The following is a 24,029-nucleotide window of genomic DNA, read 5'->3' on the forward strand; positions in this document are numbered from 1 at the left end:
GTAGTAATAGCTCAAGGATGAAGCTATGTCTTGGTTTAAGCAATTATGGCAAAATAGCCGCGAAAAAGGCCTGTATTACGAAAAACAGGCTGAACAATATTTAATAAAACATGGTTTAAAAGCCATTGAACGCAATTACTTATGTAAATACGGTGAGCTAGACCTAATAATGCGTGACGGGCAAACGCTGGTATTTGTAGAAGTAAAATTTAGAATAAACGCCTTGCGTGGTGGCGCAAACTATGCGCTCAGCAAACAAAAGCAGCAACGATTAAGGCGCACGATTAGCCATTATCTTGCCGAGAAAAAAATCTCAAACCAGTCTATGCGGATAGATTATGTCGCTATAACAGGTGAGCTTAACAGCACCCTAAACTGGTTTAAAAATGTTTACTAACGCCGTTTGGCGTCGGCTTAATTTGGTAGGTTATGCAAGAAACGATAAAAAAAATCTTTACTGAAAATATTCAAGTTCAAATAGCGGCAGGTGAAGTACTGCCAAGCGCACTTGAATCAGCAGCATTCACCATTGCACAAAGCCTCATTAACGGCAATAAGCTGCTATGTTGTGGCACTCCTAGCTGTCATATGTTGGCACAGCACATGGCAGGGCTATTAATTAACTTTTATGAAACCGAGCGCCCTTGCCTACCCGCAGTTGCGCTTGCACAAGATCAAGTTAACTTAGGCGCAGCAGCCAATAACGATGAGCACGAAACCTTTGCACGACAAATTCGTGCATTTGCTCAGCAAGGCGACCTTTTATTAGCAATTGCAGTTAATGGTAATGAAAAGCAAATTATCTCAGCAGTTGAAGCGGCACTGACTCGTGATATGAAAGTGATTGTGCTTGTTGGTGATGACGGTGGTGAATTAGTTGGCTTACTTGGCCCAAATGACGTTGAAATTCGTGTGCCATCAAAGCGCCCAAGCCGTATCGTTGAGTCGCATTTAGTGAATTTGCACTGCCTCAGTGAACTTATCGATTTAACCTTATTCCCACAGGAAGAAAATTAATGTTTAAACAGTCTTTAATTGTTATTAGTACCGTTTTATTGCTGCAAGGCTGTGCAGCTGCCGTTGTCGCCGGTACAGCGGGCGCTGTAACTGCCGCGAATGATCGCCGCACAATCGGTTCACAAATCGACGATAACAACATCGAAATTAAAAGCTCTATCGCTATTAGCGAAAATGAGCGACTACATAAATTTGCCAACGTAAACGTTATCAGCGTCAATGGTATTGTGCTTATGATTAACAAGTTGCTAACGCAGAAATGAAAGACGAAGCACAACGCGCTATTGAAGGCGTTGATGGCATTCGCAAAATCCACAACCAAATTCGCATTGGTTCAAATATTGGTATGAGTACGCAAACGCACGACTCTTGGTTAACTTCTAAAGTGAAAACGCAATTGCTCACCACAGAAAGCATCAGCAGCAATAACATCAAAGTAGTTACAGAGAATGGCGAAGTCTTTTTAATGGGCTTAGTGAGCGATTCTGAAGCGAATTTGGCGGTTGATGTAGCACGTAACGTATCAGGCGTTGAACGTGTTATTAAAGTGTTTGAATACCTGTAATGCTAAACAGTTAATTAATAATAAAAAACCCGCTTAATAGCGGGTTTTCTTTTGTCTGACTAAGGTTACTTAATCACTCGTAAGTGAGCACCTTTTTTCTTCTCTGGTTTAGCAGGTGGTTCATCATCTGGCGTAATATCGTCAGGTGTTTCAACACTTTCTAATACCGGAGCAAAATCGTCTTCGTCCTCGATGAATTCTTCTGCAGTAAATACAGTCCCTTCACCATTCTCACGTGCATAAATTGCGAGCACAGCACCCATAGGTACGTACACTTGCATTGGTTGGCCACCAAAGCGCGCATTAAAGCTCAGCTGTTGGTTGTCCATTGCAAATTGTGTTACCGCTGATGGGCTAATGTTCAAAACGATCTGACCGTCTTGCACAAACTGTGTTGGTACTTGTACAGCAGGAAAATCAGCGTTAACCACTAAGTGTGGTGTGCACTGATTATCAACAATCCAATCAAAGAAAGCGCGTAGTAAATAAGGACGATTAGGCGTCATTATAAACGGATCTCACGCTCTGCTTCAGTTAGTGAAGCTTGGAATGATTCACGCTCAAATAAACGCAACATGTATTCTTTAAGCTCTTTCGCGCCTGCACCATTAAGCTCAATGCCAAGCTCAGGTAAACGCCAAAGTAGTGGTGCTAAGTAACAATCAACTAGGCTGAACTCTTCACTCATGAAGTAAGGTGCTTCAGAGAAGATTGGTGCAATAGCAAGTAACGCCTCTGTAAGCTCTTTACGTGCTTGCGCAGCTTCGCTGCTACCGCTAGTGATTTTGTTAGCTAGGCTATACCAATCCGTGTCGATACGATGCATCATCAGACGACTACGGCCACGCATAACCGGATAAACTGGCATTAGTGGAGGATGAGGGAAACGTTCATCAAGGTATTCCATGATGATGTTTGCCTGATATAAACCAAGCTCACGATCGATCAGTGTTGGTACTGTACCGTAAGGGTTAATCTCATGAAGTGCTTCTGGCAGGTTATCCTTTTCAGCCAGGTGAATGTCAACACTTACACCTTTTTCAGCAAGTACGATACGTACTTGATGGCTATACATACAGTTAGCACCAGAAAACAGGGTCATTACAGGGCGCTTATTGGCAGCTACGGCCATGCCTACCTCCATTATATTACAAAAACAGCAATAGGGGCTTAAGCCCCTATCACAAAACTACCTTTCAAAATGCCCAGGATTAGTGAACATCTCTCCAGTATTCTTTCTTCAGCATGAATGCCAAGATAAATAGAATCACTAGGAAACCAATTACCTTTAGACCTAACGCTTCTGACTCTAAACGTGACGGCTCGCCAACGTAAGCTAAGAAGTTAGTTAAGTCACGAGCAGCACGATCGTACTCGTCAACACTCATTTCACCAGAACCATCTGTCTCAACGCCAACAACTTTAGTCACAGTGTGACCATGTTCTTCCACTTCTTCAGTGATTGGTGTTGGTAAGCCTTGTAGTTCTTGAAGAACGTGTGGCATACCTACCGATGGGAAAACAACGTTGTTTACGCCAAACGGACGAGATTCATCTTTATAGAATGACTTCAGGTAAGTATAGATCCAGTCAGTACCACGAACTCGCGCTACAAGCGTAAGATCCGGTGGCGCTGCGCCAAACCATTTAGCTGCGTCATCTTTATCAATCGCATTTTTGATGTGGCTACCTACTTTTGAGCCATCAAAAATTAGTTGCTCTTGACCAATCTCAGTAGGAATACCGATATCGCGGAACGTACGCTCATAACGTTGATACTGCATTTGGTGACAACCAAGACAGTAGTTCATGAACAATTTAGCACCGCGCTGTAAAGATGCGTTATCTTTAAGGTCAATGTTCGCATCCATTAAAGGAACCGAAGGACCTGCTGCCATTGTCAACGATGGCAACAATGCGAATAAACCGATAATTAGCTTTTTCATCATTTCGTCAACCTCGTTGGTAATGGCTTAGTTTTCTCATTCTTGCTGTAAACAAATAACAATACGAAGAACATGAAGTATGTCACAGTCGTGATTTGTGATAACAGCGTTTTGAAATCAGTTTGTGGTGTAGCACCAACCCAACCCAAGATAACGAAAGTTACTACGAATTGTGCGATGTTTAACTTGTGTAAGCCACAACGATAACGAATAGAGCGAACCGAACCACGGTCAATCCAAGGTAGTAACGCAAGCACTACGATAGATGCACCCATCGCCACAACACCCATTAACTTGTTAGGGATTGCACGTAGGATTGCGTAGAATGGCGTAAAGTACCAAACTGGGAAAATGTGCTCTGGTGTTTTCAGCGGGTTAGCTGCTTCGAAGTTTGGCGCTTCTAAGAAGAAACCATTCATCGCAGGCATAAAGAATACAACCCAACAGAATAAGATTAAGAAACCAACCACACCCACAATATCTTTTACTGTATAGTAAGGATGGAACGGGATTGCATCAACAATGTCTTTCTTGTTGGTGTAATACTCGTGGAATTTGAATTTAGGCTTATCTTCTTCAGCTACAGTGCCTTTCTTACGCTTAATCTCAACACCATCTGGGTTGTTTGAACCCACTTCGTGTAGTGCAACAATGTGTAAGAATACTAAGATAACGATTACTAAAGGTAATGCAATTACGTGTAGTGCAAAGAAGCGGTTAAGCGTAGCACCAGAAATTACGTAGTCACCACGGATCCAAAGCGTTAAATCATCACCAATAACCGGAATCGCACCGAATAGTGAAATGATTACCTGTGCACCCCAGAAAGACATTTGTCCCCAAGGAAGTAAGTAACCCATGAAAGCTTCAGCCATAAGCGCTAAGAAGATGAACATACCGAATAACCACAGTAATTCACGTGGTTTTTGGTAAGAACCGTAAATCATGCCACGGAACATGTGCAGGTATACAACGATAAAGAACGCTGATGCACCTGTTGAGTGAAGGTAACGAAGTAACCAACCGTATTCAACATCACGCATGATGTATTCTACCGATGCGAAAGCACCTTCAGCAGATGGTACGAAGTTCATTGTTAACCAGATACCAGTTACGATTTGGTTAACAAGTACTAACATGGCTAGAGAGCCAAAGAAGTACCAGAAGTTAAAGTTTTTTGGTGCTGGATACTGTGCAATATGCATGTTCCAAACACGTGTCATTGGAATACAATCGTCAATCCAACCAATAATTTTACCAAACATTACGCCACTCCTTTTTCTTCACCGACTAGAATAGTCGTGTCATCAAGGAAGGTATACGGAGGAATTTCTAGATTTAATGGTGCAGGTACAGATTGGAATACACGACCAGCCATATCAAATTTAGAACCGTGACACGGACAGAAGAAACCGTCATCTGTGCCCTCTACTTTCTCACCAAAGCCACCTTGTAGGAAGCTAGGAGAACAACCTAAGTGCGTACAAATACCAACAGCAACGAAGATCTCAGGACGTTGCGAACGATATTCATTGGTTGATGATTCAGGTTGTTGAGGCTCTTCAGACGCAGGATCACGAAGTTGACCTTCATGTTCTTTCATCTGTTCAAGCATTCTTGGTGTACGATTAATAACCCAAACAGGTTTTCCTCGCCACTCAACACGTATTAATTGTCCTGGCTCAAGCTTGCTGATATCTACTTCTACAGGCGCACCCGCAGATTTAGCTCGCTCACTTGGATTCCAAGACGCAATAAAAGGAACAGCAGCCCCAGCCGCACCAACACCACCAACAACAGAGGTAGCTATGGTTAAAAAGCGACGTCGAACCATTGTCTACAGGCGCATTGCTCATCCACTTATCTCCACTATGATTCCCAACACTTGCCATATTGAGAACATCAGTTACAGCAGGTTAATTTTTAGAAATTTCAAAATAGACGCGATCATAATTAAAACCCTTGATTAAAACAAGGTTATTCACAGTCTCATGCTCGAATAAACCCTATTTAATGAATTATTAATTTAGGTTAGCTCGAGTATGAAGCCGCTGGTTATGATAACGCATATAAAAAAACAATATACTGACCAAGATCAACCTCACTAAGAGGAAACAGAATTCTGCATTAGCTGTTGTTGAACTCACTCACATTACTTGCCCCCCAATTGTAGCAAAAAATTTCATCAATTAACTGATGGATTTAAGCTAATTTTGCTAAATCTTGAAGTTTTTTTACTGTAATACGCACTAATTATTAACAGCGGTTAAATATCGAACGAAAAAAGGTAGTTTTTTGTACTTCAGCTATCAAAAGCTTAAAACCCGAGAAATGAATGTAAAGCTATTGTTGTTTAAAAGCATAAATAATGGAACCCCCTCTCGATCTGCTAAAAACTGACGTCTGAAAGCTGACAGCTCCAAAAACAAAAAACCCAGCCGGAGCTGGGTTTTTGGTATTCTGATAAACGTAAATATTAACGTTTTGAGAATTGTGGACGCTTACGTGCTTTCTTAAGACCCACTTTCTTACGCTCAACTTTACGTGCATCACGTGTAACGAAACCTGCTTTACGAAGTGTAGGACGTAGAGACTCGTCAAACTCCATAAGTGCACGAGTGATACCGTGACGGATAGCACCAGCTTGACCAGTTGTACCACCACCTGAAACAGTGATGTGTAGGTCAAACTTTTCAGTCATTTCTACGTGCTCTAATGCTTGACGAACAACCATGCGAGCAGTCTCACGACCGAAGTACTCTTCTAGAGAGCGCTTGTTGATTACGATGTTACCAGTGCCTGGGCGTAAGAATACGCGAGCACTTGAACTTTTACGACGACCTGTACCGTAGTATTGATTTGCCATGATAGTGCTCCTTAAATGTCTAGAACCTGAGGCTGTTGTGCAGCATGGTTGTGCTCAGTACCTGAGTAAACTTTAAGTTTACGGTACATTGCGCGGCCTAAAGGACCACGTGGCAACATGCCTTTAACAGCTTTTTCGATGATCATTTCAGGCTTTGCAGCTTGAAGCTTGTCGAAAGTAGTAGACTTAAGACCACCTGGGAAACCAGTGTGTGCGTGGTACATTTTGTCTTTTGCTTTATTACCAGTAACAGTAACTTTCTCAGCGTTGATAACGATGATGTAATCACCAGTATCTACGTGAGGAGTGTATTCAGCTTTATGCTTACCGCGTAGGCGACGAGCGATTTCAGTAGCGATGCGACCTAAAGTTTTACCTTCAGCGTCAACTACGTACCAGTCACGTTTTACTGTTTCTGGCTTAGCAACAAACGTTTTCATTTATTAAAATCCAATGTTTTTTAATTAAAACCACAGGTAATTATTATTAATTACCGCTCTAAGTTGAATGCTTTAACCCCTTCGAGTTTAAGACTTTGAGCCATCAATTAGAGGCTAAACTAATATCTGGCAATAGAACGCAACGTGGCAGACGCGGGAGTATACCAGCACTTGAACCACATTGCTATATGATGGTTGTTTTTTATTCGAGAAAATCGGCTATCAGCTAAGTGCGCGCGAAATAAATTTCACGCCTACATCAATCGTAGGCGTCACGCTTGCTTGGCGCGCCTTACATTCAACACCGTTCGGCTAATAACTGACGGCTGAAAGCTGACAGCTCACTAAGCTAGATGCTCTTTTGCTAAGTACTCTAACGATTGCATTTCTTGTAGTCGGCTAATACAGCGCTTAAATTCAAAATTTAAGTTACCTTCGCTATATAGCTCGGTTATTGGCTTTTCAGCAGAGATAATCAGCGTTACATGACGCTCGTAGAATTCATCCACTAACGCGATAAAACGACGTGCGGCATCATCATTGGCTTGCCCAAGAGCTTTTACGTTCGACAAAATCACCGTGTTATAAAGTCGGCTTATTTCCATGTAATCAACTTGGCTGCGGGCTGTTTCGCATAGTTCACTAAACTCAAACATAGCAATACAGTCAGACACTTTACGGGTTTTGATCATCCGCCCTTCAATTTCAATTTCTTTATCGAGCACACCCGGCTCAGGTGACAACTTATCGAAGTATTCAAATAAATTATCATCAGCTTGCTTATCAAGCGGACTATGGAAAATTTCGGCTTGCTCAAGGGTACGTAAGCGATAATCAACCCCCGAGTCTACATTAACAATTTCGGTGTTGGCTTTTACCAACTCAATTGCTGGTAAGAAACGTGCACGCTGCAAACCGTTTCGATACAGCTCATCAGGCACGATGTTTGACGTAGCTACCAGCACAATGCCGCGCTCAAATAAGGCTTCCATCAAACCACCTAGCAGCATTGCATCAGTGATATCTTGCACAAAAAATTCATCAAAACAGATAATATCTGTTTCTGATTTAAAGATATCTGCAACCACATTTAATGGATTACTGGTATTTTTTAACTTTTTCAGCTCATCATGCACGCGATGCATAAAACGGTGAAAGTGCACACGCATCTTACGATCAGTAGGTAAAGCTTCGTAGAACGTATCAACTAAATAGGTCTTACCTCTACCTACTCCGCCCCAAAAATACAGCCCTTTTATACTTGGCGTGCTATCTTTAGAGAATAGTTTGGCAAACCACCCCTTCGCGATGCCGGTTTGTCTGCCGTTAGGTCATCATAGAGTCTTTGCAAATGGCGCACTGCATTTTCTTGCGCTGCATCATGTACAAAGTCTTCACGTTGTAAATCTTGTTGGTATTTCTGCCAAGGAGTCATAGGTCGTTACAATAAAACACAGTTAAATTTGCACAGTATATTAACACGCATCGTATCTCAGGGTATATTAGCCCGCAGTATGATTTCACAATCAAATTAAGCATATTTTAATAATGATTGGACTATAAATGTTTTTAAAGCATTTGTTTTTGTTATTTTTTCCCAAAGGGGTAGATTTATGGGCACAATTACCTGGATAGGTATTCTAATCATCGTTGCAATTTCAGCATTCTTCATTGGTGCTTTTGTAACCAAAAAACAATTTAAGCAAGACGAACTAGAACAACAAGTCGAGCAAGCTAACAATGCGCTTGAACAATATCGTCAAGATGTAGCTTGATCATCTAGCGAGCACAGGTAAGCTAGTATCTAAAATGAAAGATAACTACGACCAGCTACTAAACCATGTAGAAGAGACAAATAAACTACTACTTGCTGATAAAAAACAGCACCCAAATGAGCCGTTCTTTTCTAAAGAAACGACTGAGCAATTACAAAACTCATTACAAGACCGCAGAGGCAATCGTTCAAGTGCTGAAGCTCAGCCTGCTGACTATGTTGTTGGCGAAACGGGCTTGTTCACTGGTTCAGAGAAAGTTTCAGAACATTCTAAAGCCTCTTGATGAACTTTTTTTTGACCCCATAGTCATTAGATATAACAGCTTTATATCTAAACCAAGAAAAGGGCTGCTTATGCAGCCCTTTTTAGTTTTTGCTTTATCTCTGAAGTGGAGTAAACCCAGACTATGAAAATGAAATTATCTGTTATCAGTGCTGCTATTTTATCTTCTAGCTTATTATTAAGCCCTGCAATTTCAATGGCAAAACTTCCTGTTGCTGTAAATGGTCAACAATTGCCAACCCTCGCACCTATGCTTGAGCAAATCACACCGGGTGTGGTGAGTATTCAAGTGTCAGGCTCTAAAGAAGTTCGCCGCCGTGCGACTCCTTTTGATGACTTTTTTGGTGTTCCTCGTGGTGGCAGTCAAAAGCGTGAATTTAGTGGCCTAGGCTCAGGTGTGATCATTGATGCAGACGAAGGGTACGTGGTTACTAATAACCATGTTATCGAAGATGCCGAAAAAATGGTGGTGACCTTAGAAGATGGCCGCGAATATGACGCGACCAAAATTGGTAGTGATAAAGAGTCAGATATTGCCTTGCTGCAAATTGATGCTGAAGACTTAACAGCGCTTAAAATTGCCGATTCAGATCAGTTACGTGTAGGTGATTTTGCTGTTGCCATTGGTAATCCATTTGGTCTAAGTCACACAGTAACATCAGGTATCGTCAGTGCCCTTGGCCGTAGCGGTTTAAATATAGAGGGCTATGAAGACTTTATTCAAACCGATGCAGCTATCAACCAAGGCAACTCAGGCGGCGCTTTAGTGAACCTTAATGGTGAACTGATTGGTATCAACACTGCTATCTTAGGTGCATCAGGTGGTAATGTGGGGATTGGTTTTGCCATTCCATCTACCATGATGAAAAACCTTGTTGACCAGATCATCGAACACGGTGAAGTGCGTCGTGGCTCGCTGGGTATTTCAGGTCGACCACTTGATGCAGGCCTCGCTAAAGCACAACAGCTAGACGTAAAACAAGGCGCTTACGTTATGCAAGTAATGGATGATACAGCAGCAAGTAAAGCGGGTATCAAAGCGGGTGATGTAATCATTAGCGTTGATGGTACTGAAATTAGTGGTTTCCATGAATTACGCAGTAAAATTGCTACCCTTGGCGAAGGCAAAAAAGTAAAACTGGGCATTTACCGAGATGGCAAAATCAAAACCGTTAATGTCACATTAGATGGTGCATCAGCAACGACTGCTGCTGGCGAAGAAACGCACCCAGCTTTCCAAGGAGCGACATTAGAAAATACCCAGAAGAGTGATGGTAAGGGTGTTGAAGTAACCGGCGTACAAGCGCGTTCTCCAGCTGCTCGTGTCGGCCTTGAAGAAGGTGATGTGATCATGCAAGTGAACCGTCAACGCGTTGAAACAATCCGCGACATGAATAAGAATCATTGAAAATACCAAAGGTAACATCGTACTAGGTGTTAAACGAGGTAGAGAGCTTATTTTCGTACTTATTCAGTAAACCTAGTTGATAAATCATGAAAAAATAACAGCGGTGCTTGCCGCTGTTATTTTTTTTGTGCCATCATTAAGGGATTGCTCACTGATAATAAGAATACTGTGCTGAAACTTTTAAAATTTATCCTTCCACCGCTTTTCACTGGTTTAGGCATTGCCTTTTTAGTGGTTTTATTTAGCCCAAGCCTTCGTAGCACACTGTTACCAGATATGAATTTACCTGCAGCGATATCCTCTGAACATATGAGCTTTGCTGATGCAGTACAAAAAGCAGCGCCGTCGGTTGTTACTATTTTTTCAGAAAGCATTTCCAATCAACCGCGCTATAAACGTCAAAACACCGTTCAAGCTCTTGGCTCTGGTGTGATCATGACCCAAGACGGCTATATCTTGACTAACTACCATGTAATCAAAAATGCCGATCTCATTATTGTTACACTCGCTGATGGCCGTCGTTTTTATGATGTACAAGTGATTGGTTTTGATACTCAAACAGATTTAGCACTGTTAAAGATCAGCGCTGAGCATTTACCAAAGATTCCAGTGAACGATAAATTTAAACCACGTGTAGGTGATGTTGTTTTAGCGATAGGTAACCCGCTTAACTTAGGTCAAACCATTACCCAAGGTATTATCAGTGCGACGGGTAAACAAAACTTAATCGATAGCCCTTACAGCAGCCTATTACAGATGGATGCTGCGATTAACGTGGGCAACTCAGGTGGCGCGTTAGTCAATTCAAGAGGTGACTTAGTCGGTATTACCTCGGCACAATTTAAAACTCATGAAAATCTCGATATTCAGGGTATTTTCTTTGCGGTGCCTTACTCGATTGCCAAAGATGTGATGGATAAACTAATAAAGCATGGCCGTGTCGTACGTGGCTATTTAGGCTTTAGTGGCACCGGCATTGATAGTACAGGTAAAGATGTTAGCGATAACTTTACGCCTGTTGCAGGTATGCGTATTTCTCAACTTGATCCATTTGGCCCAGCCTGGAAAGCAGGTATTAGAGAAACAGATATTGTAGTTAAAATTGGCGGTATTGCAGTAGCAAACCCACAACAAGTGCTCGAGAAACTGGCCAATACAGAGCCAGGAAAAGAACTTGAGTTTGAAGTATATCGCAATGGCAAAATCTTAAAAGTAATGGTGACTGTTGCAGAACTCGAAGACGAGCAGTAGTTACTTAGGTAATACAGATACAAAAAAGGCCTAACAAGTGTTAGGCCTTTTTTGGAAGTCTTAGCGATTAGCTTGAACGGCGCTTGATATTAGCACCTAGCGCACTCAGCTTATCTTCAATGCGTTGATAACCACGGTCTACGTGATAGATGCGGTCAACAATAGTCTCACCTTGAGCAACAATCCCTGTCAAAATAAGGCTCGCTGAAGCACGTAAATCAGTTGCCATCACTTGCGCGCCTGATAGGCTTTCTGTATCCCCACAAATTGCCGTATTACCTTCTAAGCGAATGTTTGCGCCCATACGCTGTAACTCTGGTACGTGCATAAAACGGTTTTCAAAAATCGTTTCTGTGATGGTTGCACTGCCTTTCGCTACCACATTTAAAGCTGTAAACTGCGCTTGCATATCGGTAGGGAAACCCGGGTGTGGCATAGTCTTAATATTAACTGCTTTTAATTCGCGGCCACGCATATCAAGATAAATGCTGTTATCAGTGACTTCAACCAAGGCATTGGTAGCGCGTAGTTTTTCAATCACAGGATCAAGACTATGGTGGTCTGTATTTTTACAAAGCACTTCACCGCCAGCCATTGCCGCCGCAACCAAGAAGGTACCTGTTTCAATGCGATCAGGAAGAATGCTGTACTCACAACCCGATAGTGACTCAACCCCTTCAATTTCGATACGGCTAGTGCCTGCACCGCTGATCTTCGCACCCATCGCAATTAAGCAATTAGCAAGATCGGTAATTTCAGGTTCGCGAGCGGCATTTTCAAGTACAGTTTTACCATCAGCCAGCGTTGCTGCCATTAGTAAGTTTTCTGTTGCGCCAACACTGACCATCTCCATAAAGATTTCAGCACCTTTTAAGCGACCATCAACCTTAGCGTTGATATAACCATTTTCAACCTTGATGATAGCGCCCATGCGCTCGAGGCCTTGAATATGGATATCAACTGGGCGGGCACCAATCGCACAACCACCTGGCAGTGATACTTGCGCTTGACCAAAACGGGCAACTAAAGGGCCTAATGCAAGCACAGAGGCACGCATTTGCTTTACCAGCTCGTACGGTGCAAGCGTTTTATCAACCGTCGCACCATCAATGATTAGTTTGTCTTGCTGCCATTCGACATTTGCACCCAGCGTTTTTAACAAGGCTTCTGTGGTGCCGATATCGCGTAAACGAGGAACATTACTAAAGGTACTTTTGCCCTGCCCTAAAAGCGCAGCAAAAAGAATTGGAAGAGCGGCATTTTTAGCGCCAGAAATAGTGACTTCACCTGCCAGCGAGGTGCCACCTTGAATAACAAATTGATCCATTAGGAGGCCCTGCGACTATTGAGGTAAAATAAATTTTTGTTCGCGTTTCCATTCAGTCGGTGTGAACGCTTTGATAGATACAGCGTGGATTGTACCGTCTGAGATTGTTGACATTAACGGAGCATAAACCAACTGTTGCTTCTTCACGCGAGATAAACCATCAAAACACTCACCAACAGCAATCACTTCGTAGTGGCTACCATTTGCTTTAACAATCACTTCATCTAGTTTTAATTCGTCGCGTAATAACGTTTCGACTTGGCTCGTTTCCATAAATCTCACTCAAATAAGTTTGTGACCTGACCCAACTGCATTAAGTTTTGCAATTGCTCAGGGCTATTTTGCAGTTCAAGGTGAATGCCTTGCTGCTTTAATTCTGCGAAAGAGTGAATTAACCAAGCTAAGCCCGCCGTGTCAACCCTAGAAAGCCCAGAAAGGTCAAAATACCATGTTTTATGCTTAGTATCTGGCTTAACGTTCAGAAGCCGTTCACGACCAATTGAATTTCGAGTCAGTTCGCCACTGACTCGAAACTGGTTCTCTTCAAGTTGAGTAATCTCGACTTTACTCATTGCCACCTTCACCTCTGAACTGAACTGGCAACTGGCTCTTCTGCTCCAATAAATCACTCACATATTCTATACCTTGTTGGCGTAAAATACCTTGTAATTCACTTTGTTTAGCATCTAATAAGCTAATACCTTCCGCAATCATGTCATAGGCTCGCCAATCACCATCACGATCCTCGCGTACCTTAAAATCGATTTTAATATCTGGCTTACCCGGCTCAACAATTTTTGTTTTCACTACTACGACATCTTGACCTTGAAAGGCTGCGCAGGTGCGAACTCAACGCTTTGATTAGTGTACTGTGTAAACACGCCAGCGTAAGTGGCGATTAAATATTTTTGAAATACATCAATAAAGCGCTGCAACTCTTTAATTGCTTTCGCTTTTTCTTCTTTATCTTCGATAGCGCGCACCTTTGATACATGATTACCTAATACGCGCAGTGCAGCATATTTGTAGTCTATGTAAGGCATCAGCTCTTCTTCAACGATAACGCGTAAATGCTCTTTATCTTTCGCAATTAGAGGCTGATCTTTAGAAATACGCGCAAACGTATGATCAGATACTTTACGCACCATTTTATAAGGATCTTTTAAATCAATATTTGCATCAGCTGCATTGACATTTAACGTCAACAGCATGCCCAAACATACTAAAAACTTCTTAAACATAATTATTCACTTCCTTGGTTGAATAAGAACTGACCTATCAATTCTTCTAAAACTAATGCTGATTTTGTGTCGGTAATGTAGTCACCATTGGCAAGAGCCTTACTTTCAACACCAAACAGCTCATCTAAGCCAGCATCTTGTTCATTAACTGTCACTTCATTGCCCATACAACGCTGCTCAGCAGATTCTGGGGCAATAACAGGGTTAATACCTAAATACTGTTCACCTAAAATACCTGACGTTAAAATAGAGATTGATGTGGTGTCTGAAAACTTACATAAGTAATTAGCATCAATCGCCATATTAACCACCGGCACAAACTCTTTTGGATGGATAAAAATAGATTCAACTCGACCAACAACCACACCACCAACTTTGATAGGCGCTCTTGCTTTTAAAGAACCAATATTCTCAAACTTTGCGTTAAGTTGGTAAGTTTCACCACTCCCACTAATGCCAGCATTCGCAACTTTAAATGCTAATAATGCAAATGCAGCGATACCAAGGGCTACAAAAAAGCCAACTAATATTTCTAATTTCCGTGAATTCATCTTAATACCCTAATTAGCTGGTAAACATTACCGCTGTTAAAATAAAGTCAAAACCTAATACTGCCAATGACGAGTGCACAACGGTTTCTGTTGTGGCCTTACTGATCCCCTCAGATGTAGGAACACAGTCATAGCCTTTGTAAAGTGCAATCCAAGTCACAATCATGGCGAATACAAAACTCTTAATCATGCCGTTCACAATATCTTGTTGAAACGACACTTGCGCTTGCATGATTGACCAGAAGCTTCCTGAGTCAACACCAAGCCAATCAACACCCACTAAATGAGCGCCGATAATAGCAACCGCAGAAAATATTAGTGCAAGCAATGGCATACTGATAAAACCAGCCCAAAAACGCGGTGCAATAATGCGTTTAAGTGGATCGATCGCCATCATTTCTAAACTTGATAATTGTTCAGTCGCTTTCATTAACCCAATTTCAGCAGTAAGCGCACTACCCGCGCGACCAGCAAAAAGTAATGCTGTTACTACAGGGCCTAACTCACGTAACAAGCTCAATGCCACTAAGGGTCCTAAGCTATCTTCAGCACCATAGCCTACTAATACGGTGTAACCTTGCAGAGCGAGCACCATACCGATAAATAGGCCTGACACCATGATGATCAAAAGAGATTGCGAGCCCACCATATATAATTGGCGAACAAGTAAAGGTGTGCCTTTTTTAAAGTTTGGCACATTAACGAGTGCACCAAACAGCATTTGAGTAGAACGACCAAGCGCGGCAAAGCGCCCTAGCGTTTTGTGACCTAACTTCTGGAATAGATCAAGCATTATGCACTCCTAGTAATTCATCATCATACACAGGAGCTGGGAAATGGAATGGCACAGGGCCATCCGATAAACCATTTAAGAACTGTTGCACAAGCTCAGATTCATGGTTTTGCATTTGCTCAGGTGACCCTTCGCCTATCACTCCTTGATCAGCAATGATGATCACGTGGTCGGCAATACTCATAACTTCTGTTACATCATGAGTTACGATCAGTGATGATAAACCTAAAACCTCATTCAATGACTTAATAAGTTTAACAAGCACACCCATGGAAATAGGATCTTGACCAGCAAAAGGCTCATCATACATGATAAGTTCTGGATCAAGGGCAATTGAACGCGCTAAAGCAGCACGACGAGCCATACCACCCGAAAGCTCAGACGGCATTAAATCTTGTGCACCACGCAGACCAACAGCTTGTAATTTCATTAAAACAACAAGGCGGATTAAATCTTCGCTAAGCTGAGTATGTTCGCGCAAAGGAAAGGCGATATTGTCAAGCACTGACATATCGGTAAATAAAGCGCCGCTTTGAAACAGCATGCTCATTTTGGTACGGGCGGCGTAAAGTTCCTTGCGAGTCATGCTAGGAATGCTTTTGCCTTCAAATAAAATGTCACCAGAGTCAGGCTTCAGCTGACCGCCAATTAAGCGTAACATGGTGGTTTTACCAATGCCGCTCGGTCCCATGATAGCGGTAATCTTGCCTTTCGGAATGTTAAAACTCATATTTTTATATATGATTCTATCGCCCCGTGAAAAGGTTACATCCTTGATTTCTACTATTGATTGCGACAAGTCGCTCTCCATAACGTTTTTCACTAGTTTTGCCATTTTAAGGGTTTTTTAGTCAAGATGGAAAAAACAAATCGTAAAATTTTGTAATATTTTCTATCAATAAATTCTAAAGCTAGCTGTAAAGAGCTTAACGACACCTGAAATTTAGTTTCCTTACCAAGCACGCTTTATGCTTGCCAGCCCATTCTTTTACTTATACTTTCAGGCTCGCTTTTGTTACTATTTGCAGTCATCTGTATAAGTAATGTTGGCGTATCACAATGGTGACTTCTTTTGTCATTTTAATTATTGGCTTTGCTGCACTCGTCTGGAGTGCTGATCGGTTTGTTTATGGGGCGGCTGCACTGGCAAAAAATATGGGGATCCCCACCCTAATCATTGGTTTAACCGTTGTTGCTATGGGCTCATCAGCCCCTGAAATGATGGTATCTGCATCAGCGGCACTTGCCGGTAAAACAGATACTGCGGTAGGTAATGCGGTCGGCTCTAACATTACTAACATCTTACTTGTACTTGGTGTCACAGCTTTACTGCGCCCTCTTTCAGTATCTTCAATGACACTCAAACGCGAAATGCCGCTGGTACTGTTAATCTCAGTAGCCGCTTGGTATGTGTTCTCAGATAACTATTTTTCGTTCGCTGAAGGCATTGCATTGATGATTGCCTTTGCGGTGTTCATTGGTGGCTTAGTTATTGTGTCTCTGCGTGCTAAAAACCAAGATGACCCATTTGTCAGCGAAGCGTGTGAAGACGTTCCGAACGATGTCAGCACTAAATCAGCCATATTCTGGTTAATCATCGGTATGATTTTATTACCAGTCAGTTCACACTTTTTAGTTGAATCAGCCGTTGATATCGCAAAATATTTTGGTCTATCAGACCTTGTAATAGGCTTAACCATAATTGCTATTGGCACCAGCTTACCAGAGCTGGCAGCCTGTATTGCAGGGGTATTAAAAAACGAAGACGATTTAGCGCTTGGTAATATCGTTGGCTCAAACATTTTCAATTTACTCGCCGTATTACCACTTGCGGGTATTATCAACCCATCAATTATTGACCCTTCTGCGGCAAACCGCGATGCACTTATCATGATTGCAGCAACCGTTGTATTGATTGCCATGTCATTGAACTTTAAAGGTGCTCGTCGTATCAATAGAGTAGAAGGTGGCTTACTGTTAGTCGCATTTATTGCATATCAGGGCTATATTTTCAGCCAAGTAGGATAATTAATGACACAACCTAGCTTTATCGCGCAGGGTAAGCGCGTACTCGAAATTGAAGCACAAGCTTTACAAGAAATTGAGCAATATATAAATCAAGATTTCGATAATGCTTGCCAATTAATGTTCCAATGTACAGGTCGTATTATTGTGATTGGTATGGGCAAGTCTGGCCATGTAGGTAATAAAATTGCTGCAACCCTTGCAAGTACTGGCACTCCGGCATTTTTTGTTCATCCTGGCGAAGCTAGCCACGGTGATTTAGGAATGATCACCCGCGACGATGTGGTGATGTGTATTTCAAATTCAGGTGAGACCAGCGAAGTACTCAGTATTATCCCTGTTATTAAGCGCATTGGCGCAAAAATGATTTCATTAACAGGTAACCCAGACTCAACAATGGCAAAACTGTCTGATGTTCATGTGTGCATCAAAGTTAGCCAAGAAGCGTGTCCGTTAGGCCTTGCCCCAACGGCAAGCACCACTGCAACCTTGGTTATGGGCGATGCAATGGCGGTTGCGCTACTAGAAACCCGAGGTTTTACTGCCGACGATTTTGCACTTTCGCACCCTGGTGGCAGCTTAGGTAAACGTTTATTACTTACATTAGATGATGTGATGCACGCAGGCGACGCAACGCCAATCGTTAGCGAAACCCAAAGCATCAAAGATGCATTGATTGAAATGTCAGCCAAGGGTATTGGTATGACCGCAGTGATTGGTGCAGATGAAAAGTTAGCCGGGTTATTCACTGATGGTGACTTACGCCGTATTTTAGAACAGCGCATCGATATCCATAACACGGCAATTAGCCAAGTGATGACCCGTTCATGCACAACGGCTCGCCCTGACATGCTTGCGGCTGAAGCTTTAAATATTATGGAGCATAAACGTATTAATGGTTTAATTGTGGTGGATCAAAGCAACACACCAATTGGTGCCCTTAATATGCAAGACTTATTAAAAGCAGGAGTTCTCTAAGCAATGACATTCGCCGAACTATACCAGCCCCTGAGCCCTGATGTGAGTCAGCGTGCTCAAAAAATAAAACTATTAATCTGTGATATTGATGGTGTTTTTTCTGATGGTCGAATTTATTTGGGTAATAATGGCGAAGAGCTTAAAGCATTCAATACTAAAGATGGTTTTGGTATTAAAGCACTCACTAATAGTGGCTTTGAAGTGGCAGTGATTACTGGCCGCCATTCACAAATAGTTCAGCAGCGAATGACTAGCCTAACAGTTCAGCACATTTATCAGGGACAAGAAGATAAGCTGATTGCTTATCAAGAGTTAAAGGATAAACTGGGGCTGACAGATGAACAGATTGCCTATATTGGTGATGATGGTCCAGACTTACCAGTTATGGAAAAAGTTGGCTTTGCTGTCGCAGTAAACGATGCACACCCGCTTATCAAGAAGCTGGCTCATTACACCACATTATTACCGGGTGGCTTTGGAGCCGTGCGTGAATTAACTGATTTACTGATGTTAGAAAACGGCAAGCCGTTAACTAGCGATGGAACCAGCGCATGAATATAGCCCGTATTTTACTGAGTATTGTTTTTGTCTGTTGCATGGTGTGGTTATGGTACCCGTACTTTAACCAGTCAACTGATACAATAACTAGTGAAGACGAGATCATCGCAACGCCTGATTACACTGCCGTTGCTCTAAAGCAAACAGCTTATGACGAGCAAGGTAAAATTAGTCATAAAGTGGCAGCTGCAAAAATGGAGTTGTATCAACAATTAGGGTTTACCTTTTTTGAACAACCTATTTTTACTATTTATAGCGATCAGCAAGTTTGGCAAGTAAGAGCCAAAGAAGCTACTTTATACGAAAATGATCAGCTGATTTTTGAAGGGGATGTAGTTGCTAAAAACTTAACCCATAACGGTATGATCGAAGATATAAAAGCAGAAAATATTAATGTCGACATTGATAAAATGACGATGTTTTCAAAGCAACCTGTAACACTAACAGGACCGAATTTAAAAATTACCGGTAAAGGCTTAAAAGCCGATTTAAAAGCCGAAATTGTTGAGTTAACTAACCATACACGAACCATATACTATGACCAATAAACTGAAGAAATTACTCCTGATCCCAAGCTTATTGATTGCCTTTTCGGGCGCAGCTGCCGAGCAAACAGGCGCTCAAATTAGCATTAGCTCAGATCGCCAAGTCGGTAAACTAAAAGATGGCGTTGGCATATTCGAAGGTAACGTAGAGATCGTGCATGGTGATCGTCGCATTACAGCAGAGCGACTTGAGGCACATGGCGGTGACACCGAAGGTACAGTCGAATTAATTATCGCTACAGGCAAACCAGCTTACTTCGAAGAAAAGCAAGCTGATGGCACCGTGATGAGCGCCAGCGCCGAAGAAGTTCGTTATGATGTTGCGAAACGCTTCTTAACACTCAATGGCGAAGCTGAAGTCACTCAAGCGGGTCAAAAAGTAACGGCAAAAAGCATTACCTATGATATGGCTCAACAGCTGATCAGCGCAGAAAAAGACGAAAACTCAACAGATCGTGTACACACTATTTTAGTGCCTGTAGAAAATAAAAAAGACGATAAACGCCAACCATGAGCACATTAAAAGCAGAGCTTTTAGCTAAAAGCTACAAAGGCCGCCAAGTGGTTAAAAATGTCGGCCTTGAAGTTGAAGCGGGCAGTATTGTTGGCTTGTTAGGGCCAAATGGTGCAGGTAAAACAACGACCTTCTATATGATTGTAGGCCTCGTACCAAGCGACAAAGGAAAAATAAGCATCGATGATAACGATATCACGCTTTTGCCAATGCACAGCCGTGCGCGCTTAGGTATTGGTTATCTACCACAAGAGTCGTCTATTTTTCGAAAATTAACAGTTTACCAAAACTTGATGGCCATATTAGAGACCCGCAAAGATCTTAACAAAACAACGCGCGAAGAGACGCTTAACAACTTATTAGATGAATTTAGCATTCAACATATTCGCGATAGCCAAGGTATGGCACTGTCAGGTGGTGAACGACGCCGCGTTGAAATTGCACGTGCATTAGCCGCTAATCCTAAATTTATCCTTTTAGATGAGCCTTTTGCTGGTGTTGATCCTATTTCAGTGTTAGATATAAAGAAAATTATTGAGCACCTAAAAAATCGTGGTATTGGTGTACTTATTACTGACCATAATGTTCGAGAAACCCTTGATGTTTGTGAAAAAGCCTACATTGTTTCTCATGGGGAGCTAATTGCATCAGGGACACCTGAGCACGTATTAGCTGACCAAACTGTACGTGATGTTTATCTAGGCGAGCAATTCAGGCTGTAACCATTACGCCACCGACTAGAGCATCTGCTAGACTTATACAATGACAATAAATCGATAACAGTGTCTTCACCGTTACCGATAACTTAAAAAGGATTGTTAGGGATACATGAGGCAATCATTACAGCTGCGCATGGGCCAGCAACTTACAATGACTCCACAACTGCAACAAGCCATTCGCTTGTTGCAGCTCAGTACATTGGATCTCCAGCAAGAAATTCAAGAAGCGCTTGATAGTAATCCTCTGCTTGAAGTGGAAGAAGCGGATTACAACGAAGAAAGCATCGGTAAGAATGAGCAAAAAGCGGAGTCTGACGATGTACAAGTCAGCGCGTCTGCCGACGAAGCACCTAGCGAATTCGAGCAAGAAAGCAGTGATGCTCTGAGTAAGGATACGGTTAGCGATGACTTAGCTATGGATGTTACGTGGGATGAGTACATGAGTGCCGCCCCATCAACATCGTCTGGATAATGCCTGAAGACGAGTCTATTTACCAAGGTGCTTCAACAGAAACACTGCAAGAATATTTAATGTGGCAACTACAGCTCACACCATTTAGTCCTACCGATGAAGCGATTGCCGTTGCCATCGTTGAAGCTATCGATGACTCAGGTATTTTAACGGTTAGCTGCGAAGATATTGTCGAAAGCTTTAATCAAAATAATGATGAAGAAGAAATCGAACTCGATGAAGTTGAAGCTGTCTTAAAAAGAATACAGTTATTCGATCCAGTTGGTATCGGCGCGCGAAGTTTACAAGAGTGCCTGTGTATACAACTTCGTCAATTCGATGCCAATACGCCATATTTAGCTGAAACTAAAATGGTTTTATCTGAGCATATCGAATTATTAGCAAGTCGCGACTATCGCACTTTAATGAAAAAGACTAAGCTTAAAGAAAACGAGCTTAAAGAAGTGATGACGCTCATTCACAGCTTAAATCCTAAGCCTGCGGATAGCATAGTACGCGAAGAATCTGAGTACGTCATACCCGATGTATCAGTGAAAAAAGTGAAAGGCCGCTGGGTAGTCGAGTTAAACCCAGATTGTATGCCAAAAATTAGAGTGAATAGCCAATATGCAGCGATGTCTCGCTCTGTTAAATCAAGTAGCGACAGCCAATTTATTCGTTCTCACTTACAAGAAGCAAAGTGGTTTATTAAGAGCTTAGAAAGCCGTAACGATACTTTACTAAAAGTGACCAACTGTATCGTGCAACAACAGCAAGCTTTCTTTGAACATGGCCCAGAAGCAATGAAGCCAATGGTGCTAAACGATGTCGCTGAAATGGTCGAAATGCATGAATCGACGATTTCTCGGGTTACAACACAAAAATATATGCATACCCCAAGGGGAATTTTTGAGTTGAAATATTTCTTCTCAAGCCATGTCAGCACCGAAAATGGTGGTGAGTGTTCTTCTACAGCAATTCGCGCTTTAATCAAGAAGTTAGTTGCTGCAGAAAACTCGGTTAAACCATTGAGTGATAGCAAAATTGCAGATATATTGGCTGAGCAAGGAATTAAAGTAGCTAGACGTACAATTGCAAAATATCGTGAGTCTCTAGCAATACCTCCGTCTAATCAGCGTAAAAGTCTGATTTAGACGTTTTACATAGAAGGAAAATGCTTATGCAACTAAATTTAACTGGTCGTCACGTAGAAGTCACTGATTCATTAAGAGACTATGTAAACACTAAGTTCGCAAAACTAGAAAGGCATTTTGATCATATTAATAATGTTCATGTCATTTTAGATGTAGAAAAATTAAGCCAAAAAGCAGAAGCAACTTTACATGTAAACGGAGGCGAGTTGTTCGCTTCTACAGAACATCAAGATATGTACGCAGCAATTGACTCATTGATCGATAAACTTGATCGCCAAGTCATTAAGCATAAAGAGAAATTAGCTCGACATTAAATTATGAAACTTAGTTCACTTACTAATCAGGACTGCAGCAAAGCTGCGGTCCTTTTTAATAGCAAAAAAAGAATTCTTGAGTATATTAGCGAGTTAGCTCACCAGCAGTTTCCTCATTTATCTCAACAAGATATCCTAGATGCTTTTCTGAACAGGGAAAAGTTAGGTAGTACAGGTATCGGCCGAGGAATAGCTATTCCCCACGGTCGAATGAGTGGTGCTGATGAACCTCATGCATTTATTATTGTCAGTGAATCTCCCATCAATTTTGATGCGATAGACAATCGTCCCGTTGATATTTTTGTGGCACTCATCGTACCAGATGGCGATTGCCAGTTGCACTTGAAGACCTTGTCAACAATTGCTGATAGACTTAAAGATAAAGATTTTTGTAAACAGTTGCGAAGTGCTACAAGCGATCAGCAACTATTTCAAGTAATTGCATCAGAGGCATAAATGGAATTAATAATTATCAGCGGTCGCTCAGGCTCGGGGAAATCGGTCGCTTTACGAGTTCTTGAAGACTTAGGCTACTATTGTGTTGATAATATTCCTGTCAACCTACTGCCTTCGCTCGTGCGAAGTGTTTCTGATAATTATGACAAAATTGCCGTCAGTATCGACGTACGTAACTTACCGAAAGAGCAGCAAGAGTTTAATGATATTCTTGAGTACCTGCCAGGTTTTGCAAACCCAACACTATTCTACCTAGATAGTGATGATCAAACCCTAATTAAGCGTTTTTCTGAAACTCGCCGTTTGCATCCATTATCGATTGATTCTTTACCGCTTGATCTTGCCATTAAACAAGAAAAAATCTTGCTTGATGTGCTGATCACCCGCGCTGACTTTATGATTGATACCACTGATTTGAGTGTTCATCAGTTAGCAGAATCAATTCGTGAAAAGATTTTAGGTAAGAAAGATAAAAAACTGATTATTACGTTTATGTCGTTTGGTTTTAAGCATGGCATTCCAAAAGAAGCTGACTACGTTTTTGATGCACGCTTTTTACCGAACCCACACTGGGAGCCTGATTTAAAGCCACTAACCGGCCTCGATCAGCCTGTCAGGGATTATTTAGCTAGCCACAGCATAGTGCAAAAATTCACTTGGCAGATTCAAACCTTTGTACAGACTTGGTTGCCACATCTAGAGCGCAACAACCGCAGTTACCTAACCATTGCAATTGGTTGTACAGGATAACACCGTTCTGTTTACTTAGCGCAAACAATTGGTGAAAGCTTTTCTAAAACTCATGCTAATGTAAAAATTCGCCACCGCGAACAAGATATCTAACTAGGCACCA

23 protein-coding genes and 8 pseudogenes are annotated in these 24,029 nt (G+C 41.9%); 16 read left to right on the plus strand and 15 right to left on the minus strand.

The annotated features are described in order from the left end of the window. Positions 1-25: 25 nt before the first annotated feature. The 3 genes and pseudogenes from ACRWSG_RS06670 (at position 26) to dolP (ending at position 1,582) form a co-directional block, all read left to right on the plus strand. Complete coding sequence (locus ACRWSG_RS06670) at positions 26-397, plus strand: YraN family protein (RefSeq protein ID WP_462165930.1); 372 nt, start codon at positions 26-28, stop codon at positions 395-397. 32 nt (positions 398-429) lie between these two features. Beyond that, positions 430-1,017 (plus strand): SIS domain-containing protein, encoded by a 588-nt coding sequence (locus tag ACRWSG_RS06675; RefSeq protein WP_138602022.1) that lies wholly within the window; start codon positions 430-432, stop codon positions 1,015-1,017. Then, positions 1,017-1,582 (plus strand): annotated as a pseudogene (gene dolP / locus ACRWSG_RS06680) (division/outer membrane stress-associated lipid-binding lipoprotein). The gene ACRWSG_RS06675 and the pseudogene dolP overlap by 1 nt, the downstream one beginning before the upstream one ends. A gap of 65 nt (positions 1,583-1,647) precedes the next feature. Here dolP and ACRWSG_RS06685 read toward each other — a convergent pair. The 8 genes and pseudogenes from ACRWSG_RS06685 to zapE form a co-directional block, all read right to left on the minus strand. Next, positions 1,648-2,088: a ClpXP protease specificity-enhancing factor gene (locus ACRWSG_RS06685; protein ID WP_054554182.1), complete on the minus strand. Its 441-nt coding sequence runs from the start codon at positions 2,086-2,088 to the stop codon at positions 1,648-1,650. Next, the gene (sspA, locus tag ACRWSG_RS06690; RefSeq protein WP_054554181.1) at positions 2,088-2,714 is read right to left on the minus strand and encodes a stringent starvation protein SspA; all 627 of its coding nucleotides are present in this window, start codon (positions 2,712-2,714) and stop codon (positions 2,088-2,090) included. The genes ACRWSG_RS06685 and sspA overlap by 1 nt, the downstream gene beginning before the upstream one ends. 79 nt (positions 2,715-2,793) lie before the next feature. Next, positions 2,794-3,531: a cytochrome c1 gene (locus ACRWSG_RS06695; protein WP_054554180.1), complete on the minus strand. Its 738-nt coding sequence runs from the start codon at positions 3,529-3,531 to the stop codon at positions 2,794-2,796. Continuing rightward, complete coding sequence (locus tag ACRWSG_RS06700) at positions 3,528-4,793, minus strand: cytochrome b (protein WP_462165931.1); 1,266 nt, start codon at positions 4,791-4,793, stop codon at positions 3,528-3,530. The genes ACRWSG_RS06695 and ACRWSG_RS06700 overlap by 4 nt, the downstream gene beginning before the upstream one ends. Next, positions 4,793-5,384: pseudogene (petA, locus tag ACRWSG_RS06705) on the minus strand (ubiquinol-cytochrome c reductase iron-sulfur subunit). Before petA ends, ACRWSG_RS06700 begins: the two are co-directional and overlap by 1 nt. A 620-nt stretch (positions 5,385-6,004) precedes the next feature. Then, on the minus strand, positions 6,005-6,397 hold the full coding sequence (rpsI, locus tag ACRWSG_RS06710; protein ID WP_095209788.1) for a 30S ribosomal protein S9: 393 nt from the start codon (positions 6,395-6,397) through the stop codon (positions 6,005-6,007). Between the two features lie 8 nt (positions 6,398-6,405). Continuing rightward, positions 6,406-6,834, minus strand: a complete 429-nt coding sequence (gene rplM / locus ACRWSG_RS06715) for a 50S ribosomal protein L13 (RefSeq protein WP_054554177.1) — start codon at positions 6,832-6,834, stop codon at positions 6,406-6,408. 344 nt (positions 6,835-7,178) lie between these two features. Beyond that, a pseudogene (gene zapE / locus ACRWSG_RS06720) lies at positions 7,179-8,269 on the minus strand (cell division protein ZapE). A gap of 178 nt (positions 8,270-8,447) precedes the next feature. Between zapE and ACRWSG_RS06725 the strand changes: the two are divergent. From ACRWSG_RS06725 to ACRWSG_RS06735, 3 genes and pseudogenes are all read left to right on the plus strand, one after another. Beyond that, positions 8,448-8,892, plus strand: a pseudogene (locus ACRWSG_RS06725) (Z-ring associated ZapG family protein). Positions 8,893-9,015: 123 nt separating this feature from the next. Then, a pseudogene (locus ACRWSG_RS06730) lies at positions 9,016-10,369 on the plus strand (Do family serine endopeptidase). A 98-nt stretch (positions 10,370-10,467) separates the two neighbouring features. Beyond that, positions 10,468-11,550, plus strand: a complete 1,083-nt coding sequence (locus ACRWSG_RS06735) for a trypsin-like peptidase domain-containing protein (RefSeq protein ID WP_166339581.1) — start codon at positions 10,468-10,470, stop codon at positions 11,548-11,550. 67 nt (positions 11,551-11,617) lie between these two features. Here ACRWSG_RS06735 and murA read toward each other — a convergent pair whose 3' ends face one another. The 7 genes and pseudogenes from murA to ACRWSG_RS06770 all read right to left on the minus strand — a co-directional run bounded on the left by murA (position 11,618) and on the right by ACRWSG_RS06770 (position 16,273). Continuing rightward, positions 11,618-12,877 carry a UDP-N-acetylglucosamine 1-carboxyvinyltransferase gene (gene murA, locus ACRWSG_RS06740; RefSeq protein WP_138602006.1) on the minus strand — a complete coding sequence of 420 codons (1,260 nt, stop codon included), beginning with the start codon at positions 12,875-12,877 and terminating at the stop codon, positions 11,618-11,620. Positions 12,878-12,892: 15 nt separating this feature from the next. Continuing rightward, positions 12,893-13,150: a BolA family protein gene (locus ACRWSG_RS06745; protein ID WP_054554171.1), complete on the minus strand. Its 258-nt coding sequence runs from the start codon at positions 13,148-13,150 to the stop codon at positions 12,893-12,895. A gap of 5 nt (positions 13,151-13,155) precedes the next feature. Further along, positions 13,156-13,449 (minus strand): STAS domain-containing protein, encoded by a 294-nt coding sequence (locus tag ACRWSG_RS06750; protein WP_054554170.1) that lies wholly within the window; start codon positions 13,447-13,449, stop codon positions 13,156-13,158. After that, positions 13,442-14,088: pseudogene (locus tag ACRWSG_RS06755) on the minus strand (MlaC/ttg2D family ABC transporter substrate-binding protein). Before ACRWSG_RS06755 ends, ACRWSG_RS06750 begins: the two are co-directional and overlap by 8 nt. 32 nt (positions 14,089-14,120) lie before the next feature. After that, positions 14,121-14,669, minus strand: coding sequence for an outer membrane lipid asymmetry maintenance protein MlaD (gene mlaD / locus ACRWSG_RS06760; protein ID WP_054554168.1), 549 nt, complete (start codon positions 14,667-14,669; stop codon positions 14,121-14,123). A gap of 13 nt (positions 14,670-14,682) precedes the next feature. Then, a complete protein-coding gene (mlaE, locus tag ACRWSG_RS06765) occupies positions 14,683-15,462 on the minus strand; it encodes a lipid asymmetry maintenance ABC transporter permease subunit MlaE (RefSeq protein ID WP_054554167.1) in 780 nt (259 codons plus the stop codon). Further along, on the minus strand, positions 15,455-16,273 hold the full coding sequence (locus tag ACRWSG_RS06770) for an ATP-binding cassette domain-containing protein (RefSeq protein WP_462166907.1): 819 nt from the start codon (positions 16,271-16,273) through the stop codon (positions 15,455-15,457). Before ACRWSG_RS06770 ends, mlaE begins: the two co-directional genes overlap by 8 nt. Before the next feature lie 248 nt (positions 16,274-16,521). On the opposite strand from ACRWSG_RS06770, the gene ACRWSG_RS06775 reads away from it, so the two are divergent. The 10 genes and pseudogenes from ACRWSG_RS06775 (at position 16,522) to rapZ (ending at position 24,019) form a co-directional block, all read left to right on the plus strand. Then, positions 16,522-17,490 (plus strand): calcium/sodium antiporter, encoded by a 969-nt coding sequence (locus ACRWSG_RS06775; RefSeq protein ID WP_138616432.1) that lies wholly within the window; start codon positions 16,522-16,524, stop codon positions 17,488-17,490. Between the two features lie 3 nt (positions 17,491-17,493). Beyond that, positions 17,494-18,465 carry a KpsF/GutQ family sugar-phosphate isomerase gene (locus tag ACRWSG_RS06780; RefSeq protein ID WP_462165934.1) on the plus strand — a complete coding sequence of 324 codons (972 nt, stop codon included), beginning with the start codon at positions 17,494-17,496 and terminating at the stop codon, positions 18,463-18,465. A 3-nt stretch (positions 18,466-18,468) separates the two neighbouring features. After that, on the plus strand, positions 18,469-19,020 hold the full coding sequence (gene kdsC, locus ACRWSG_RS06785; RefSeq protein ID WP_235373532.1) for a 3-deoxy-manno-octulosonate-8-phosphatase KdsC: 552 nt from the start codon (positions 18,469-18,471) through the stop codon (positions 19,018-19,020). Beyond that, entirely contained in the window at positions 19,017-19,571 is a 555-nt protein-coding gene (gene lptC / locus ACRWSG_RS06790) for an LPS export ABC transporter periplasmic protein LptC (protein WP_054554162.1), read from the plus strand. Before kdsC ends, lptC begins: the two co-directional genes overlap by 4 nt. Then, positions 19,561-20,082, plus strand: a complete 522-nt coding sequence (gene lptA, locus ACRWSG_RS06795) for a lipopolysaccharide transport periplasmic protein LptA (RefSeq protein WP_462165935.1) — start codon at positions 19,561-19,563, stop codon at positions 20,080-20,082. Before lptC ends, lptA begins: the two co-directional genes overlap by 11 nt. Further along, entirely contained in the window at positions 20,079-20,804 is a 726-nt protein-coding gene (lptB, locus tag ACRWSG_RS06800) for an LPS export ABC transporter ATP-binding protein (protein WP_054554160.1), read from the plus strand. Before lptA ends, lptB begins: the two co-directional genes overlap by 4 nt. 106 nt (positions 20,805-20,910) lie before the next feature. Then, a pseudogene (locus ACRWSG_RS06805) lies at positions 20,911-22,406 on the plus strand (RNA polymerase factor sigma-54). Between the two features lie 26 nt (positions 22,407-22,432). Continuing rightward, positions 22,433-22,720, plus strand: a complete 288-nt coding sequence (hpf, locus tag ACRWSG_RS06810) for a ribosome hibernation promoting factor (protein ID WP_054554158.1) — start codon at positions 22,433-22,435, stop codon at positions 22,718-22,720. A 3-nt stretch (positions 22,721-22,723) separates the two neighbouring features. Further along, positions 22,724-23,176, plus strand: coding sequence for a PTS IIA-like nitrogen regulatory protein PtsN (ptsN, locus tag ACRWSG_RS06815; protein WP_054554157.1), 453 nt, complete (start codon positions 22,724-22,726; stop codon positions 23,174-23,176). Further along, positions 23,177-24,019: pseudogene (gene rapZ / locus ACRWSG_RS06820) on the plus strand (RNase adapter RapZ). Positions 24,020-24,029 lie beyond the last annotated feature (10 nt).

The sequence above is a fragment of the Pseudoalteromonas sp. GB43 genome (genome assembly GCF_054923805.1).